Here is a 17,541-nt window from a genome sequence, read left to right as displayed (position 1 = left end):
AGTTCTTGTGTGCCTGGCGGCACATGTTCTCTGGCAGCTAACCGCTACCGCCCACCAGACCACTCTACACTCGCCGAATACCAGAAGCGCACAAACAAAGCAGGGGTTTAACGACAATACGACGTCGCTAAACCCCTGCTCGTGCGCCGTGTTACCCGACGAGCGAGCGCAGCACGTACTGCAAGATACCACCGTTACGGTAGTAGTCGGCCTCACCCGGTGTGTCAATACGAAGAACCGCATCAAACTCCACCGTAGGCTTACCGCTTGCGGAAAACTCACTCGGCGTAGCGACCACATGAACGGTCTTGGGCGTCAAGCCATTATTTAACTCTTCCACACCGGTAATAGAGAAGAGCTCGGTACCGTCAAGGCCAAGCGAGTTGGCGCTCTCGCCCGCGGGAAATTGTAAGGGCAACACACCCATCCCAATGAGGTTGGAGCGGTGAATACGCTCGAAGCTCTCGGTAATCACGGCGCGGATGCCCAGGAGGCTCGTCCCCTTTGCTGCCCAGTCACGAGATGAGCCCGAACCATACTCTTTACCCCCCAGGACAACAAGCGGAGTCCCCTGCGCCTGGTAGTTCTGGGCCGCGTCATAGATAAACGACTGGGGGCCATCAGCCTGTGTGAAGTCGCGCGTGTAACCGCCCTCAACGTCCTCCAACAGCTGATTCTTGAGTCGGATGTTCGCAAACGTACCTCGGATCATAACCTCATGGTTACCGCGACGTGAGCCGTAAGAATTGAAGTCCTTCCGACCAATTCCATGATTTGTCAGATACTCTCCTGCCGGACTATCAGCCTTAATATTTCCGGCTGGACTAATGTGATCTGTCGTCACCGAGTCGCCCAGCTTGGCCAAAACGCGCGCACCCGAAATATCGGCGACGGGAGTGGTATCCATCGACATCCCATCAAAATACGGAGGCTTGCGCACGTATGTGGACGTCGCGTCCCACTCAAATACGGCTCCCGTGGGAGTGGGCAAAGAGCGCCAGCGCTCGTCCCCCTCAAAGACGCTGCCATATTTATCGGTGAACATGCCGGTATCAATCGAGCTGTCAATAGTCGCCTGGACCTCTAGGGGGTCGGGCCAAATATCCCTGAGGTAGACGTCGTTACCCTCGTTATCAATGCCCAGCGAGTCGGTGTCAAAGTCGAAATTCATCGAGCCGGCAAGAGCATACGCGATAACCAGAGGCGGGCTCGCCAGATAGTTCATCTTGACATCGGGGTTGATCCGACCCTCAAAGTTGCGATTTCCGGAAAGCACTGAAGTTACTGCGAGATCGTGCGACTGTACAGCAGCCGAGATTTCGTCGGGTAGTGGACCTGAGTTACCGATACAGGTCATGCAGCCATAACCCACGAGATAAAAACCTAGATCCTCAAGGTACGTGGTAAGACCAGCCTTGTCATAGTAATCGGTGACGACCTTAGACCCAGGAGCCAAAGTGGTCTTAACCCACGGCTTGGACTTGAGGCCCTTCTGCGCTGCGTTACGCGCAAGCAATCCAGCAGCGAGCATCACTGAGGGATTCGATGTGTTTGTGCACGAGGTGATTGAAGCGATCGTCACTGCACCGTGGTCGATCGTAAATTCCTGGCCACCCATGCTGACAAGAGCGGGGTTCGAGTCGCCAGCATAGTTGACGATATCAACACCAAACTGTTTCTTTGCTTCGGTGAGCTCAATGCGATCTTGTGGACGTTTCGGGCCAGCAATCGAGGGAACAACCGTACTGAGATCAAGCTCAAGATATTCGCTAAAAACCGGCTCCGTGGCGGGATCATGCCACAGCTTTTGCAGCTTAGAGTACTGCTCAACCAGGGCGATCTGCTCATCGCTTCGACCGGTGAGACGCAGGTAACCGAGGGTAACATCGTCAACCGGGAAGATTGCAGCAGTCGAGCCGAACTCGGGGCTCATGTTTCCAATTGTGGCTCGGTTAGCAAGCGGCACAGAGGCCACGCCTTCACCGTAGAACTCCACGAACTTACCGACAACACCGTGCTGACGTAGCATCTGGGTAATTGTGAGTACAACATCCGTGGCCGTCACACCGGCAGGGATACTACCCGACAGTTTGAAACCAACCACTTTGGGGATGAGCATGGAGACAGGCTGGCCCAGCATGGCAGCCTCGGCTTCGATGCCACCAACACCCCAGCCCAGCACCCCCAGCCCGTTAACCATGGTTGTGTGCGAGTCAGTACCGACACAAGTATCAGGGTAGGCCTGAATCACACCATCAACCTCACGCGTGAATGTAACGCGAGCCAAATATTCGATATTTACCTGATGGACGATACCCGTTCCCGGAGGGACAACCTTAAAGTCATCAAACGCTGTTTGTCCCCAGCGCAAGAATTGGTAGCGCTCTCCGTTGCGCTCATACTCAATCTCAACATTGCGCGTGAACGAATCGGGCGTCCCGAAAAGATCGGAGATGACTGAATGGTCAATGACAAGCTCGGCAGGAGCAAGCGGGTTGATCTTTGCGGGGTCGCCGCCAAGATCAGCGACGGCCTCGCGCATGGTTGCCAGGTCAACCACACAGGGCACACCCGTGAAGTCCTGCATAATCACACGCGCTGGTGTGAACTGAATCTCGGTATCGGGCTCGGAAGTGGGATCCCAAGACCCCAGAGCCTCAATGTGCTGCTTAGTTACGTTTGCACCGTCTTCGGTACGAAGCAAATTCTCGAGCAGCACCTTGAGGCTGTAGGGAAGTTTCTCATAACCGGGTACGGAATCAATCCGGAAAACCTGGTATTTCTGAGAACCTACTGCGAGGGTGTCCCGTGCGCCAAAACTATTTACCGCGGTCACGATTTCTCCTTTACTGAGCTTCAGACAATCTTCCACTCGGGCTAGGAGATTTACTAGCAAGGTTTACCTAACCTAAAGGCATAATCTTGCGGAATTCCGCGGAAAATTATCTTGATGTCAAGATAATTATCTCACTCGCCATCAGAGTTGACCTCAGCATCAGGGGAAACGATCGTAGCCCTAACCAAAAGCCAGGAGACTACAATGACCAACGCAAAGAACGGAACGCCCATGGTGAGTCGTGCCGCACCCAGCAGTTCAAACGCACCCGCGTAGTACAGCGGCAACTGAACGGCCAATCGCGCGGCAAACAATCCACACCACAGCAGCGTGACAAGCCGCATGACTCGGTACACAGGCCGATCCTTACGCCAGGCCATATTCTGTCCCCTCGCGATAGCAACGCCCACACCGATGAGTGGCCACCGGACAATTACCGAGATCAAGAGCCCCGCTCCCCAGGCGATATTTGTGATGAACCCGGGAACATAGTAATCCTCTGGCTTCCCCGTGAGTAAGCTCAGTACAGCACACAGCACAATACCCAGCAAACCGGAAACTGCGGGGACAATAGCCTGTCTCTGCACTGCACGCACAACGATAGCGAGCACCGCAATCACGAGAGGAGCCACGACGCTCATGACTAGATCTCTCGTGAATGTATAAGTTACGAGGAACACAAGGCCAGGAAGAACAGACTCGATAATGCCGCGAGTTCCCCCGATGGACTCCATGACCGCATCCCGAGAAAGGGCCTCCCCCGCTGCGGCGCGGCTCACGCTTGCAGCAAGCCCGCCCAGACGAGCTGACGAGGCATCTGTCACAGCGTGGAGCTCTTCGCTCGAGGAGTCACTCTCGGGGGGTTCTGAGCCGGGAACATGAGACTCGGTCACGGCTCGACACTACTCCGCTTCGGCGGCCGCAGTCGCTGCGGTCGGGACTCGGAGTGGTAAAAGATCACGTGGCGGTAAAGGCAGATCGCCACGGACGACAACGATGCTCCGGAATAACTCGTGAATCTTGTCCGCCGCATCCAGATCATTCACAGCAGCCCCCGACACAACACCACGCAAAAGCCAGCGAGGGCCATCAACACCCACAAAGCGCACCCTATTGACAGCGGCGGTAGCTTGGTTTACAAGGTCCACCTGCAGTTCGGGCCCAAACTCGTTCTCCTGCTCCACAATGCTCAAGCCCTGGCCAGAGAGCTGGGTAAAAATCTGCCCGCGTACCTCGTGCCAGAGGCCGGTGCTGCGGGGAGCGGAAAAAGCCTGAACCTGAAGCGTCGAATCAGCATAATCCAGCGAAACGGCAACGATTCGCTGGGTTCCATCCTCCACATCCAACCGCAACTGGAGACCCTCTCGTGGGAGGACTTTGATAGACCCAAGATCTACATAGGGTCGGACGGCACTCGCTTCGGCGACATCAAGCGGCCCACGCTCAGCGCGATCATCCGGTGCTGATTTTGTCTCATCAACCAACACCTCGTTATCGCCGACTCCACCGTCAGAAACCTCCATACTGTCGTTCATTCGTGTTGCCCTTTCACATCTGCTCCAAAACCGGTTGACCCAAAGCCAGACTCCCCCCTGTCGCTGCCGGGCAGAATGTCAACCTCGATAAAATTTGCGCGCGAAACCTGCATAAAGATTACCTGCGCGATGCGATCACCAGCCGCGACACGATACGCCTCTGAGCGATCAGTGTTCAGAAGGGTCACTTTAACCTCTCCTCGATAACCAGCATCAACCGTGCCAGGGGCATTCACAACGGTAATACCGTGCTTCGTCGCCAGCCCACTGCGTGGCACAACAAACGCTACATACCCATCGGGCAGAGCAAACGACACTCCTGTACCCACCAATGCCCGCTCACCCGGCTCCAAGACAAGATCCTGCGTACTGCACAGGTCGGCCCCGGCGTCTCCCGGATGCGCGTAGACCGGAAGGCTGTCCGCGTGAATCAAAATGTCAACAGTTTCAGTCACCCTCGTAGCGTAGTCCACATTCACATCTGGTACTGATAGGAGTATGCCCATTTATCACGAACGACTCTGGCCCGGATTCTGGCTTTTTATCGCGACGCTCCTGATCGTGCCCGCCACTATCCTGGTGCTGGCACCAATTTCCATGCTGGCGGGAATAATCGCCGCGATCACGCTCTACTGCTTGACTGTAGGAATCCTGGTGTTCAGCAGCCCAACTATCGCGATTACCGATGGAACTTTGACCGCGGGCCGAGCCAGCATCCCCGTAAAGCTTCTCGGCAATGTGACGGAGTTCCAGGGAGATGAGGCTGTCCAAGAACGTGGACCGCGTTTGGACGCACGCGCGCACCTTATGATCCGTGGCTGGATCTCCCCAATCATCAAAGTATCTGTTACTGACGCCAACGATCCCACTCCCTACTGGATCATCTCAACCCGGAACCCCACCGGTTTTGCCAATGCCCTCAGAGAAGCGATCTCCGCGTAACCAAACATAAAACTGACGCCCCGAGGGGCGTCAGTTTTATGTTTGGTTACGCGTGCAGTCGTGTAGCAGCACAGGGTGACTAGGCCGAACACTCCCGACAGATTGGCCCGAGCTTGGACTCGTGGTCAATCTGAGAGCGGTGACGCACCAGAAAGCAACTCACACAGGTAAACTCGTCGGCCTGCGGCGGCAAGACAACAACATCAAGATCAAGATCGGACAGGTCCGCACCCGCAAGCTCAAACCCAGGGTTGTCCGAGTCTTCGGAGTCAACCGCGCCCGAGAGCTTATCGGGTACACGTTCCTTCAGCGCCTCAATCGATTCTGAGTCATCGTCGGTCTTGCGCGGAGCGTCGTAGTCAGTCGCCATTCTCTTCCACTTCTATAAGAACTCACCACCATAAATTTGGTAGGCGGCGATAGTTTGCACGAAAGTTGAACGAATAGCAAACTGCCCCCAGCACATTCCCAGACCGGCACGGTGGAGATTCCGGCACGCCCAACAACTTCACCAAAAAACTGCGTACAGCGTGGGAAGCTATTGGGCACACGACCATAACCGGAGGCACAACATGCAGGAGCTCAGAGTCGTTGGAATTGAGGACGGCTACCTCATCGTGTCCAACGATGCTGGTGAGAGCTTTCGCGTTTTGGCCGACGAATCTTTATTCTCCGAGGTCCGACGTCTGACCAAACGAGACACCGACCAGGTGCGGGTGTCTCCACGAATTATCCAATCGCATATCCGCTCCGGTCACACTCGTGAAGAGATTTCGACACTCACCGGTGCCAGCACTGAGGACATTGAAAAGTATGAGGGTCCCGTCCTTGCTGAGCGCGAGTACATCCTCAGCAGCGCGTTGGCCGTTTCCGTCGTTCTGAATACCTCCCAGGCTGAAATGCAGCAGTTACGATTTGGGGATGCTCTCAGCATCCGTCTCGATACCCTATCGGCCAGCGAACGGATCTGGACGTGCTGGCGGGACGAGGACAGTGGCTGGCTCATCCAACTTGCATTTGTTGCCAACGATATCTCACACCAGGCGGTGTGGGCCTTCGATAACAAGCGCTCGGCGCTAACTCCGATCAACTCAGACGCCATCACTCTGTCCAAGCAGGGCGATATCAGCGACCGACTTATCCCAAAACTTCGCGCGGTGGAGCCCACCGAGCCACGTCTTCACAGCGACCGTTTTGACTCCGGCGCTTTTGACCCTAACTCGCTAACCGCTGCAACCACCCCCGATCACACTGAGTCAACAGAAAACCCCGGCGAAGACCTACCACAGGAATCTTATTGGTCACGAGAGGTGGACGAACTGGCCGTCTCACGGGCCGATGACCACACCGATTTTGGCCAGACAGCAGACCTCCTCGAAGCTCTTCGCCGTCGCCGAGGCGAACGGGAATCAGCTGCTGCACAGGCTCAGTCCGACAGCTCGTCCGTCGAGAAACAAGACGCAGAGTCGTCGGCGACAACCACGCCGCTTTTCTCCGCAAATGAGGTTCCGCCGATCGACGCGACGGAACAAGTAATCACGCGAGGAAGTCGGTCATCCCACCCCGAACACCCCTCCTCAGGAATCATTCCGGCAGAGAACGAGGATGCTCACGGAAACGAATCCGCACCTGCCGCGACTACTCCTCGTGGCAGGAAAAAACGTGCTGAGATGCCCAGCTGGGATGACATCCTGTTTGGTGGTCCCCGCAACGACGATGACCCAGTTTAGGCAAAGGCTCCCCAGCGGATAAGCGGAACACCCAACTCTTCGGGCGTCAGGCTGCCGTGCTGTCCTGTCATCCGGCGCGATGCCTTGTCCGCGAGCCCCGAGCTATAAAACGCACACTCGGCCGTAGCCGCGATAATGACATCTCCAAGACGTGCCACTACGCAGTCGTCTACGGGTCCGAAGATTCCTTTTTCGAGAGCCTCATCACGCGTTAGTATTGTGGCCCATCGCCCGAAGACTTCTCGCCACCGGTCCACCACACACTGGGCGTTCGCCGGATTCTCGAGATATAAATAGCGGAACCGAGGCTCCCCCCCTACTTGAGACACTCCTCTCATCATCTCTGGATCTTCATCGTAGAGAATATGTCTGCGCTCAGGCACATCAACGATGCCGTGATCAGCCACCATCACCGCACCAACGTCAACAGGTAGCGCTGCGATGAAGCCGCGCACAGAGATGTCGAGAAGTTCTAGCCGTTCCTGCCAAGCCGTAGAAGACCACCCTGATGCATGGGCCACCCGATCCAACTCGTCCACGTAAAGGTAGACAAGCGGGTGCTGGCCTAACCGCACCAGTTCGCTAGCAGCCGCAAACCGGTCCGTAATTGACTCGGCCGATACGTAATCGGCACCGGTTAAGATAGCTCGGGTCAACCCGCTCTGGGCGTGAGCTTTACGCCCGATAACAGCGCTCGGGACCCCAGCAGAACGTGCCTGTTCAAAGACCGTTTCGCTGCGCTGCCAGTCACGCGTCTCTCCGATGTCCTCCCACTCGCTGAGGGTAGTCACAAGTTGATTGCGGCGCGGGTCACGAATCCGATACCCGATCAGACCGTGTACACCGGGAAGCGTTCCCGTGGTGATAGTGGTGAGGGCCGCACCTGTTGTTGACGGCGCGACAGTTTCGATACGACGCGGGTTGCTCCCCCACAGAAATCGTGCGTATCCTTTGCGCTGCTTGAGGTTTGTGTAGCCAAGGCCGTCCACAACAATCACCACGGCAATTCGAGCTCTACCGTACCCGTCACCCCGGCCAGCCCTGTTGACGGAGGCGAGGCAAGTTGGCAAAACCTCGGCAAGGCTCAAACCGAGAGACGAATGGGTAGATAACATGGGGGCAATCGTACCCGTCCACACAGATTCCATGTGAAAGCACCAGTGAGCGACAACCCCACACCCATCGAACGAATCGAAGACGTTGACATTTCGTCTGAGATGCAGGACTCATTTCTTGAGTATGCGTACTCGGTTATTTACGCGCGCGCGCTCCCCGATGCCCGCGACGGTCTGAAGCCCGTTCAGCGGCGCATCTTGTACCAGATGACCGATATGGGATTGCGGCCCGATAAGGGGCATGTCAAGTCTGCGCGCGTCGTGGGCGAGGTGATGGGAAAACTCCACCCCCACGGCGATGCGTCCATTTATGACGCTCTTGTCCGGCTCGCCCAGGGTTTTACGCTGCGTGTTCCACTCATTGACGGCCACGGAAACTTCGGCTCACTCGATGACGGCCCGGCCGCGGCTCGATACACCGAAGCCCGACTCGCCGGGGCTGCACTCGCTATGACCGACAACCTCGACGAGGACGTTGTTGATCTGGTTCCCAACTACGATAACCAACTCACCCAGCCAGAGGTTCTCCCTTCAGCGATTCCGAACCTGCTCGTCAACGGTGCCAGCGGAATAGCGGTGGGCATGGCAACCAACATGGCTCCCCACAACCTGATCGAGGTCGTCCAGGGAGCAATCTATCTACTAAATAAGCCTTCGGCCACCGTTGACGAACTCATGGAGTTCATTCCCGGTCCTGATCTTCCAGGTGGAGGCACTATCGTCGGCCTTGACGGCGTGAAGGACGCCTACCGTAGCGGTCGAGGCGCTTTCCGCACCCGTGCGAAGGTTCGGGTCGAACAGCTAACCCCTCGCAAAAGCGGCCTCATCGTCATGGAGCTACCATATCTGGTCGGACCTGAACGCGTCATCGAGAAGATCAAAGACGGTGTTGATTCCAAGAAACTGAGCGGAATCACGGATGTTGTCGATCTCACTGATCGTAAAAATGGTCTGCGCCTCGTTATCAGCATCAAGACCGGCTTTAACCCCGAGGCTGTCTTAGAACAGCTCTACCGCTATACGCCGCTTGAGGATTCCTTCAGTATCAACAATGTGGCACTCGTTAGGGGCCAGCCACAAACCCTCGGTCTACGCGAGATGCTTACGGTTTTTCTTGACCATCGAGTGTCGGTTGTTACCCGCCGCTCGCAGTTTCGCTTAGGCAAGCGCAAAGACCGTCTGCATCTGGTAGAAGGGATGTTGCTCGCGATCCTCGATATTGACGAGGTTATCCAGCTCATCCGCACGAGCGACGATACGGAAATGGCCAGAGGTCGGCTCATGGAGGTGTTTGACCTGAGCGAGATTCAAGCCGAGTACATTCTCGAGCTACGTTTACGTCGACTCACACGGTTTTCACGGGTTGAACTCGAAGCCGAACGTGATGACCTGGCCGCGCAGATCGCCGAGTTGGAGGCGATTCTTGCCAGCACAGAGCGCATACGTGAGGTGGTCGCCGGAGAGTTAGAAGTAGTAGCCAAGCAGTTTGGCACTCCCCGCCGTACCTTGCTGACCGGCGCGGCTCCCGCACGCGTATCCGCTGCACAGGCGAAAAAAGTCAACCTTGAAGTTGCTGACACGCCCTGCACAGTTCTGCTCTCAAGTACGGGAAACCTTGTACGCATCGATCACGATCCAGCAGTTGGAACGGGGACACTCAACACAGCGAGTCGCCGCTCACACCATGATGGGGTTTTGTCTGTTCTCAGCACAACGACCCGCTCAGACATCGCCGCAATCACATCAACCGGACGCCTCATACGGTTCACACCTGTGTCGATACCCGCTGTTCCTGCAGCAAGCGTTCAGCTGGCGGCCGGAGTATCCATCGACGAGTACGTCGGTTTGACCAATACAGCCGAGAAGATCCGCCTCATTACCCCCATCACGGACGACACGATAGTGGCATTTGGAACCCGTCAGGGCGTTGTGAAACGTGTTTCACTCGCCGATCTTCCCACCAAACCCGACCTTGAACTCATCGGGCTCAAAGACGGCGACACCGTAGTGGGAGCCACCGTCACAACCGATGCAGATGAACTCGTTTTTCTCACCAGTGACGCACAACTTCTGCGATTCTCCTCTGCTCTCGTACGACCACAGGGGCGCCCCGCTGGCGGGATGGCAGGCATCAAGCTCTCCGCAGGCGCCCGGGTCATATTCTTCACCGCGATCACGCCCGAAGCCTCTGTAACCGCACGTGTTGCAACGGTTGCCGAGAGCACCGCAACCCTCCCCGGTACGGCGCTGGGCAGCGGTAAAGTGAGCAGCTTCTCTGAGTATCCCGCGAAAGGCCGGGCAACCGGTGGCGTGCGGGCACAACGCTTCCTCAAGGGTGAAGACCAGATTGCAGTTGCCTGGGTTGGTGCGGGGGAACCTCGTGCGCTTACCGCAGATGGACGTCCGTGCGTCCTCCCTAACGAACTAGCCAAACGCGACGCATCCGGCCACCCTCTTGACGAGCTTCCTACCGTTATTGGTGGCGATATCAACACGGCCCTCGGCAGAAACGAAGCGACAGAGAGTTCGGTCTAATCCGCTCGATGAGGTGCAGGGCCAGCTACACCTCATTCCCTCACGCCGCGAGCCTGCTACACGTCAATGCGCTCTCGGGACAGGGTATCTGAGCTCGCCACGATAAACTCTTTGCGCGGTGCAACCTCATTACCCATCAGTAACTCAAAGATCTGTGAAGCTTGCTGACCGTCAGCAACCCGTACCCGACGAAGCAAGCGCTTGTCTCGATCCATAGTCGTTTCGGCCAGCTGGTCAGCATCCATTTCGCCAAGTCCTTTATATCTCTGGATAGGCTCAAGATAACGTCTGCCACGCTTCTTGAGATCGGCGAGCAACGAGTGAAGTTGCACCTCGCTGTAGGTGTAGATCGTTTCGTTGGGCTTCTTACCCGGATGCTGCACGATCACACGGTGGAGGGGCGGAACAGCGGCGTAGACTCGTCCCGCCTCAAGCATAGGCCTCATGTAGCGGAAAAAGAGAGTCAAGAGGAGGGTCCGAATGTGCGCACCGTCAACATCCGCATCACTCATAATAATGACCTTGCCGTAGCGGGCAGACGCCAAATCAAAGTCACGCCCCGAACCAGCACCGATCACCTTAATGATGGCCCCACACTCAGCGTTCGAAAGCATATCGGCGACAGAGGCCTTCTGCACATTGAGTATCTTGCCGCGGATGGGCAAGAGCGCCTGAAACTCGCTATCACGAGCGGGGCGGGCTGTGCCAAGCGCAGAGTCTCCCTCGACGATGAAAAGCTCACTACTACCAACGTCCTTACTCCGGCAGTCAATAAGCTTTGCGGGCAGAGAGGAACTTTCTAAAGAAGTCTTTCGGCGCTGCGTATCCCGCTGGGCCCGGAGGGAAATCCGAGATTTCATTTCGGACACGATCTTCTCAAGCACCAGCATGGACTGAGCCTTATCTTCACGTTTTGTAGACTCGTACAAGTCTTTGAGACCGTGGGTCACCACCCGATTCACGATTGTTCGCACAGCGGGTGTACCCAGGATCTCTTTGGTCTGGCCCTCAAACTGCGGTTCGGGTAATCGCACCGTCAAGACAGCAGTTAGCCCGGCAAGAAGGTCGTCTTTTTCAAGTTTGTCATTACCCGCTTTGAGCTTTCGGGAATTAGCCTCAACTTGTTGGCGGAAGAATTTCACAAGTCCCTGTTCAAAACCGGTGAGATGGGTCCCCCCCTTAGGGGTTGCGATGATATTAACGTAGCTGCGCACGGTTGTGTCATACCCCGCGCCCCAGCGGAGAGCTACATCCACCAGACACTCACGGTGTACTTCGGTAGATACGAGCGCACCCGCCTCGTTCATCACCGGAACAGTTTCGGTAAACGTATGGGCTCCCGTAAGCCGCCACGTGTTGGTTACGGCCGTATCTGGAGCAAGAAAATCGACATACTCTGAGATACCCCCCTCAAAGTGGAATTCCTCGTGCGTCGGCTCCTCCCCCCGTAAGTCGTCGAGCACCAGACGGAGGCCCGGAATTAAAAACGCTGTCTGCCGAGCACGGGCCCTAAGCTGCTCAGAGTCAAACGTTGCATCGGCGGTAAAAATTTGCGGGTCAGCCCAATAACGAACGCGTGTACCAGTTACTCCTTTCCGAACCTTTCCTGTCTCCAACAGTTCACTTTTCGTGTCGAAGGGGGTAAACGGAGAATTTGGACTGCGCTCGCCATCATCTGCATCTACGAAACGCCCAGGTTCACCATGACGGAACGACATGCTCCAGGTCTTACCGACACGATCCACCGAAACGTCCAGACGCCCCGACAGAGCGTTCACAACCGAGGCTCCAACCCCGTGAAGACCACCTGAAGAACCGTATGAGCCGCCGCCAAACTTTCCGCCAGCGTGCAACTTTGTAAAAATGAGTTCTACGCCGCTCAGCCCGCTCTTTGGTTCGATATCGACCGGGATTCCGCGCCCAAAGTCGTGAACCTCAACGCTACCGTCCGCGTGCAGGATGACGCGAATAGTCTCACCGAATCCGGCCAAGGCTTCGTCAACGGAGTTGTCGATAATCTCCCACAGGCAATGCATAAGACCACGCGAATCGGTAGAGCCGATATACATTCCGGGACGTTTACGAACAGCCTCAAGGCCCTCCAATACAGAAAGGTGTCGGGCAGAATAGTCGGACGCGGCCAAGACTCTCCTTGTATATCAGCGGTGGGATTACTTCACAAGAGTAGGCCCCGAAGACAAAAAACCCGACAGGACACTCAGGTCAACGCTACGCGGTCAGCGAAACGACATCAGATGGGAACAAAATCCAGCCACAACGTGCTTGTATAGGTGTAGCCACTTCGGCAACGGAAAGGGGAGGAAGCTCATGACAACGCTGACGACCGATATCGACAGTGCTCCAGTAGATGAGGAGCGCCCGCTGAGTGCGCTTGACCGTTGCGATAGCTGCGGATCGCAAGCATACATCAGGGCAACGATGGGCTCCGGGGAACTGCTGTTCTGCGCTCACCATGGAAACAAGCACAAGGAAAAACTTCAGCCCCTAGTCTCCTCCTGGCATGACGAAAGCCACAAACTGCAACCCTGACGTTCCAGGGGCGGCACGCCATCACTCTCTATATCCACCATGAGGACATAAGAATAAGGGTCCTTCCTCTATAGAGGAAGGACCCTTATTCTTATACTGCTTACTCTAGGTAATCGCGGAGCGACTGGGAACGGGAAGGGTGGCGCAACTTGGCCATCGTCTTCGACTCAATCTGGCGAATGCGCTCACGGGTAACGCCAAAGGTGTCACCGATCTGGTCAAGGGTCTTGGGCATGCCATCTCCCAGCCCAAACCGCATCCGAATGACTCCGGCTTCACGCTCTGATAATGAGTCCAGGAGCGACTCGAGCTGTCGCTGCAGCATAGTGAAGCCCACCGCATCCGCAGGCACAACGGCTTCAGTGTCCTCAATAAGATCACCGAACTCGCTGTCCCCATCCTCGCCCAGCGGCGTATGCAGGGAGATGGGCTCACGACCGTATTTTTGAACCTCGACAACCTTTTCGGGCGTCATGTCAAGCTCACGGCTCAATTCTTCCGGAGTAGGCTCACGGCCCAGGTCTTGAAGCATCTGCCGCTGAACACGAGCGAGCTTGTTAATGACCTCCACCATGTGAACTGGGATACGGATTGTACGGGCCTGGTCGGCCATAGCACGGGTGATTGCCTGACGGATCCACCATGTCGCATAGGTCGAAAATTTGAAGCCCTTGGTATAGTCGAATTTCTCCACCGCGCGGATCAGGCCAAGGTTACCCTCTTGGATGAGATCAAGAAACTGCATTCCGCGGCCGGTGTACCTCTTAGCGAGAGACACCACCAGACGAAGGTTTGCACCGAGCAAGTGGGCTTTGGCCCGCTGTCCGTCCCGAGCAACCCAGCGCAGCTCTCGCTGCAACTGCTTCGTCATATCAGGCGTATTCGCCAGCTTATCCTCGGCAAAAAGACCAGCCTCGATTCGCATAGCCAACTCGACCTCTTCAGCCGCGTTCAGCAACGCGACCTTCCCGATCTGCTTCAGGTAGTCCTTTACAGGGTCAGCAGTGGCACCGGTAATAGCGGTGGAGAAAACTGGGATCTCATCGTCATCATCACCTGAGGAGAGGACGATAGCCCCCGTGGGCAGTGGTTCTGTTGGCGACTTTTTCTTTGGAGTCGCCTCATCTGCTTCGTCTTCGCCGTCAACATCAACGATGACAACCTCAACGTCAACGACGGCGTCTTCATCAAGCTCATCCTCGTCAGGTTCAGCCACTGCAGCGGCCTTGCTCTTTACTGGGGTCTTAGCTTTGGCAGTCGAGGGGCGTTTCGTAGTGGTTACCGCCGTCGTCGCATCCGCAGATATCCCAGCTTTTACTTTGCTTGCAGTGCTCTTTGTCGCTGTCGCTCCCGTCTTAGCAGCGGAAGCTTTAGCCGCCGCGGTCTTGGTCACACTAGCGGCTGTTGCCTTCTTGGGAGCCGCAGCATTCGCTGCCAGCTCATCAACTTTCTCGGCAGCTTTCGATTGTGCGCTCTTACCTGTGGTCGTGGTTTTAGTAGCCACGCACCCGCCTCTCTTCTGAGCCGCGCTAGGGGATCCAGCGTGCCCGCACTCGTCATGATCTGCAAACTACTAAGACCCATGTCAAGTCGGAGAGGATAAAACGCAGGGTTCACCTCCCGACCCTGACCGGGTCTGGTGAGTTAATTATTGCACGATTCTTGCAAAGACTCGACATATTCAAACCCCATCAAGAATTTTCACAAGAACCCGCTTCGGAGTACAACGCCGTCTACTTCGAGCTCATTCCCAGCAGATCGCGCTAAAGCTCCCCCTCATCGTGCCGCTCCGCCAAAAACTTCTCCAGTTCGCTGGCGATCTGATCGGCGGTCGGTAGCAGCCCATCATCACCAATCAGAGGAGAACGGATGATCGTTCCTTCCATATATGCATCGTGTCGCTCCTCCAACGACTCTACGAGACGTCGGGTCTCAGGGCTTGACTCAACCTGCTTTTCAATCTTGGAATAAAATTCTCGTCCTCGCTCACGAATCGCGTCGGTCGGAAAGATGAGCCCGGTGGCCGAAGTAATACACTCCAAAGCACTCAACAGGGCATCTGGATACTCCGTCTCGGCCAGATAGTGAGACACAAGCAGCACAAAACCCGTGACCTCGTATCCGCCTGCCTGTAGCCGCATCTCAACGAGATGGCCAACCGTAGCCGAAACCTGGGCGCTCGGCTTCCAGACGGACAGTGAGTCAATGAGATCTTCACGAGTGCCGCTAACGGTGACACCAATCGGTCGAGTATGGGGAACTGGCATAGGAATGGAGTGCACCCACGTCGTATGCGAAACCCCGAGGCGCTCTACTAGACCGAGAACGTCATCCGTAAAACGCTCCCACAAAAAATCGGGCTCAAACCCCTGCAGGAGAAGAAAGTTCTGACCGAGTTCGTCCTGGGCCAGGTAGAGAGTGAGTTCTGGTGGCCGATAGGTCGTAAGCTCATCACCCTGGAAAAAGATTGTTGGGCGACGAGAACGATAATCGAGAAGCCTGTCTGTATCAAAACGAGCGACGGGCACAGACTGGATAGTTGACTCCATATAATTCTCCAGCTGAGACACAGCCGACCCAGCATCCGAGAAACCTGTCAGGACCACGATCAGAGGCAGCCCCGGCTGGATAGAACCGTAGGAGTCGTTCAGTGGCTCAAAGAGTGGTTCATCGCTTCGCATGTCCTAAGTGTAGGCGTAGGCTGTAGGCCATGCCGCTCATCCCCAACATTGAAATCAGCACCTCTTCCACCTCGTCTCTGAACGGTGGCGCAATCGTGATCGGCGTCATAAATAACGCCAATGGGCAGCCTGAAATCAGATCACGGGCTCACGTAGATACGAGTTCTCTTGATCTGAAGGCTCTCGGAGTAACGGGGGCGATTGACTCCCTCACACGCATCCCAAGTCCTAGCTCAACCGGCCCACAAACTCTTGTCCTTGCCGGACTCGGTAACAGCTTGTCAGCGAACAGCCTTCGCACCGGGGCCGGGTCAGCGATCCGGCAACTAGCGGGAACCCGCGATGTCGTCGTAGCCTTCCCAACTTCCTCACCTGACGAGCTCCGTGCGGTTCTTGAGGGCGCCACCCTCGGGGCATACAGTTTTGATCGTTACCGTAGCGCAGAAGCAGCGGCCAACACCCCCGTCCAGAACATTACTGTGGTGGCGGATGCCATCGATGCGGATCTGGTTGCCGGCGCACGGGCCACAGCCGATGCTGTTGCCCTCGTTAAAGACCTGGTAAACACCCCGGCCAACGACCTCTACCCTGAATCTTTTGTCGAGCACGCTATGGCAAGCGTCGCTGATCTGCCCATCACACACACCCTATGGACCGAAACCGAACTCAAGCAGGAAGGCTTTGGAGGTATTCTCGGGGTTGGTCAAGGCTCTGCCCGCCCACCACGTCTACTACGCCTCGACTATGCGCCAAAGAATGCCGTGGCGCATGTTGCCCTTGTCGGCAAAGGTATTACTTTTGATACAGGCGGACTCTCTCTCAAATCGCCGACATCCATGATCGGCATGAAATACGACATGGCAGGGGCTGCAACCGTTCTCGCTGTCGTGCGTGCCGCTGCAACTCTCAGCCTTCCTGTGCACATCACTTCGTGGTTACCTCTCGCGGAGAATATGCCGTCAGGTAACGCCACGCGCCCCGGTGACATCATTACAGTTCGTGGTGGACGTACCGTCGAGGTCCTCAACACGGATGCTGAGGGCCGGCTGGTCCTCGCCGACGCCCTCATCGCTGCCGGCGAAGAAAAACCGGATGCGATCATTGACGTGGCTACGCTCACGGGAGCCGCTGTCGTTGCCCTCGGAAACCGAACAACCGGTCTCATGGGCAACGATGAACTCGTTGCCGCGGTGTACGCTGCCAGCAACCGCGTCGGAGAGCCAATGTGGCCCATGCCCCTACCAGAGGAATTGCGCGCCATGCTCAACTCGCCCGTGGCTGATATTGCCAATATTAAGCAGGGAAATACGGCTGCGGGGATGCTACTCGCGGCCGTATTCCTCCGTGACTTTACCACCCCACAAGTGGATGACTCTGGAGCAACCATTCCCTGGGCTCACCTCGATATCGCCGGTCCAGGAAACAACGATGGCACCGCATACGGATACTCCGGCCTTGGCCCCACCGGAGCCTCGGTTCAGACTCTCATTGAGTTTCTAAAAAGCTACTAGCAAACTCGCGAATCCTACTCAACATTCAACGTAGTAGGCTGGTTCCTGCGCTTGACCGTAGTAGTTTCTCGCTGCCCTCAAGTCCACAGAACTCGTCTACAACCCA

The 17,541-nt window shown here is 56.2% G+C and carries 13 protein-coding genes and 1 pseudogene; 5 read left to right on the top strand and 9 right to left on the bottom strand.

From position 1 onward, the window contains the following. Positions 1 to 151 precede the first annotated feature (151 nt). From acnA to dut, 4 genes are all read right to left on the bottom strand, one after another. Positions 152 to 2,839 carry an aconitate hydratase AcnA gene (gene acnA / locus FB466_RS10270; protein WP_211344825.1) on the bottom strand — a complete coding sequence of 896 codons (2,688 nt, stop codon included), beginning with the start codon at positions 2,837 to 2,839 and terminating at the stop codon, positions 152 to 154. A 128-nt stretch (positions 2,840 to 2,967) separates the two neighbouring features. Further along, on the bottom strand, positions 2,968 to 3,729 hold the full coding sequence (locus FB466_RS10265; protein WP_141918313.1) for a DUF3159 domain-containing protein: 762 nt from the start codon (positions 3,727 to 3,729) through the stop codon (positions 2,968 to 2,970). Between the two features lie 9 nt (positions 3,730 to 3,738). Beyond that, positions 3,739 to 4,371, bottom strand: coding sequence for a DUF3710 domain-containing protein (locus tag FB466_RS10260; RefSeq protein WP_211344808.1), 633 nt, complete (start codon positions 4,369 to 4,371; stop codon positions 3,739 to 3,741). Then, a complete protein-coding gene (gene dut, locus FB466_RS10255; protein WP_141918312.1) occupies positions 4,368 to 4,826 on the bottom strand; it encodes a dUTP diphosphatase in 459 nt (152 codons plus the stop codon). Before dut ends, FB466_RS10260 begins: the two co-directional genes overlap by 4 nt. A gap of 43 nt (positions 4,827 to 4,869) precedes the next feature. On the opposite strand from dut, the gene FB466_RS10250 reads away from it, so the two are divergent. Further along, on the top strand, positions 4,870 to 5,313 hold the full coding sequence (locus tag FB466_RS10250; protein WP_141918310.1) for a DUF3093 domain-containing protein: 444 nt from the start codon (positions 4,870 to 4,872) through the stop codon (positions 5,311 to 5,313). 79 nt (positions 5,314 to 5,392) lie between these two features. Here FB466_RS10250 and FB466_RS10245 read toward each other — a convergent pair whose 3' ends face one another. Continuing rightward, on the bottom strand, positions 5,393 to 5,683 hold the full coding sequence (locus FB466_RS10245; RefSeq protein ID WP_141918309.1) for a DUF4193 domain-containing protein: 291 nt from the start codon (positions 5,681 to 5,683) through the stop codon (positions 5,393 to 5,395). Between the two features lie 202 nt (positions 5,684 to 5,885). Between FB466_RS10245 and sepH the strand changes: the two genes are divergently transcribed. After that, the gene (sepH, locus tag FB466_RS10240) at positions 5,886 to 7,043 is read left to right on the top strand and encodes a septation protein SepH (RefSeq protein WP_141918307.1); all 1,158 of its coding nucleotides are present in this window, start codon (positions 5,886 to 5,888) and stop codon (positions 7,041 to 7,043) included. Here the strand turns inward: sepH and FB466_RS10235 are convergent. Beyond that, on the bottom strand, positions 7,040 to 8,191 hold the full coding sequence (locus FB466_RS10235) for an alkaline phosphatase family protein (protein ID WP_141918305.1): 1,152 nt from the start codon (positions 8,189 to 8,191) through the stop codon (positions 7,040 to 7,042). The genes sepH and FB466_RS10235 overlap by 4 nt on opposite strands. Between FB466_RS10235 and FB466_RS10230 the strand changes: the two genes are divergently transcribed. Next, complete coding sequence (locus tag FB466_RS10230) at positions 8,192 to 10,693, top strand: DNA gyrase/topoisomerase IV subunit A (protein WP_246054626.1); 2,502 nt, start codon at positions 8,192 to 8,194, stop codon at positions 10,691 to 10,693. It begins immediately after the preceding gene. A 56-nt stretch (positions 10,694 to 10,749) separates the two neighbouring features. Here the strand turns inward: FB466_RS10230 and FB466_RS10225 are convergent, their stop codons facing one another. Further along, positions 10,750 to 12,837, bottom strand: coding sequence for a DNA gyrase/topoisomerase IV subunit B (locus tag FB466_RS10225; RefSeq protein WP_141918304.1), 2,088 nt, complete (start codon positions 12,835 to 12,837; stop codon positions 10,750 to 10,752). Positions 12,838 to 13,021: 184 nt separating this feature from the next. Between FB466_RS10225 and FB466_RS10220 the strand changes: the two genes are divergently transcribed. Further along, positions 13,022 to 13,243 carry a DUF7455 domain-containing protein gene (locus FB466_RS10220; RefSeq protein WP_141918302.1) on the top strand — a complete coding sequence of 74 codons (222 nt, stop codon included), beginning with the start codon at positions 13,022 to 13,024 and terminating at the stop codon, positions 13,241 to 13,243. Positions 13,244 to 13,343: 100 nt separating this feature from the next. Here FB466_RS10220 and FB466_RS10215 read toward each other — a convergent pair. Together FB466_RS10215 and FB466_RS10210 are read right to left on the bottom strand one after the other, a co-directional pair. Continuing rightward, a pseudogene (locus FB466_RS10215) lies at positions 13,344 to 14,759 on the bottom strand (RNA polymerase sigma factor); the annotation flags it as partial. A 247-nt stretch (positions 14,760 to 15,006) separates the two neighbouring features. Then, complete coding sequence (locus FB466_RS10210; protein ID WP_141918299.1) at positions 15,007 to 15,924, bottom strand: proteasome assembly chaperone family protein; 918 nt, start codon at positions 15,922 to 15,924, stop codon at positions 15,007 to 15,009. A gap of 29 nt (positions 15,925 to 15,953) precedes the next feature. Between FB466_RS10210 and FB466_RS10205 the strand changes: the two genes are divergently transcribed. Further along, positions 15,954 to 17,435 (top strand): leucyl aminopeptidase, encoded by a 1,482-nt coding sequence (locus FB466_RS10205; protein ID WP_141918297.1) that lies wholly within the window; start codon positions 15,954 to 15,956, stop codon positions 17,433 to 17,435. Positions 17,436 to 17,541: the final 106 nt, after the last annotated feature.

Source organism: Klugiella xanthotipulae (assembly GCF_006716695.1).
GTDB classification, from domain to species: Bacteria; Actinomycetota; Actinomycetes; order Actinomycetales; family Microbacteriaceae; genus Klugiella; species Klugiella xanthotipulae.
Note: the sequence above shows the minus strand (reverse complement) of the source record. Positions and strands in the feature narration are given on the sequence as shown.

What these genes read in the sequence shown, in the direction of transcription:
- FB466_RS10235 (WP_141918305.1), bottom strand. Translation starts at nt 8,191, where the DNA reads ATGGAATCTGTGTGGACGGGTACGATTGCCCCCATGTTATCTACCCAT.
- sepH (WP_141918307.1), top strand. Translation starts at nt 5,886, where the DNA reads ATGCAGGAGCTCAGAGTCGTTGGAATTGAGGACGGCTACCTCATCGTG.
- FB466_RS10220 (WP_141918302.1), top strand. Translation starts at nt 13,022, where the DNA reads ATGACAACGCTGACGACCGATATCGACAGTGCTCCAGTAGATGAGGAG.
- FB466_RS10245 (WP_141918309.1), bottom strand. Translation starts at nt 5,683, where the DNA reads ATGGCGACTGACTACGACGCTCCGCGCAAGACCGACGATGACTCAGAA.
- FB466_RS10210 (WP_141918299.1), bottom strand. Translation starts at nt 15,924, where the DNA reads ATGCGAAGCGATGAACCACTCTTTGAGCCACTGAACGACTCCTACGGT.
- FB466_RS10260 (WP_211344808.1), bottom strand. Translation starts at nt 4,371, where the DNA reads ATGAACGACAGTATGGAGGTTTCTGACGGTGGAGTCGGCGATAACGAG.
- FB466_RS10205 (WP_141918297.1), top strand. Translation starts at nt 15,954, where the DNA reads ATGCCGCTCATCCCCAACATTGAAATCAGCACCTCTTCCACCTCGTCT.
- FB466_RS10250 (WP_141918310.1), top strand. Translation starts at nt 4,870, where the DNA reads ATGCCCATTTATCACGAACGACTCTGGCCCGGATTCTGGCTTTTTATC.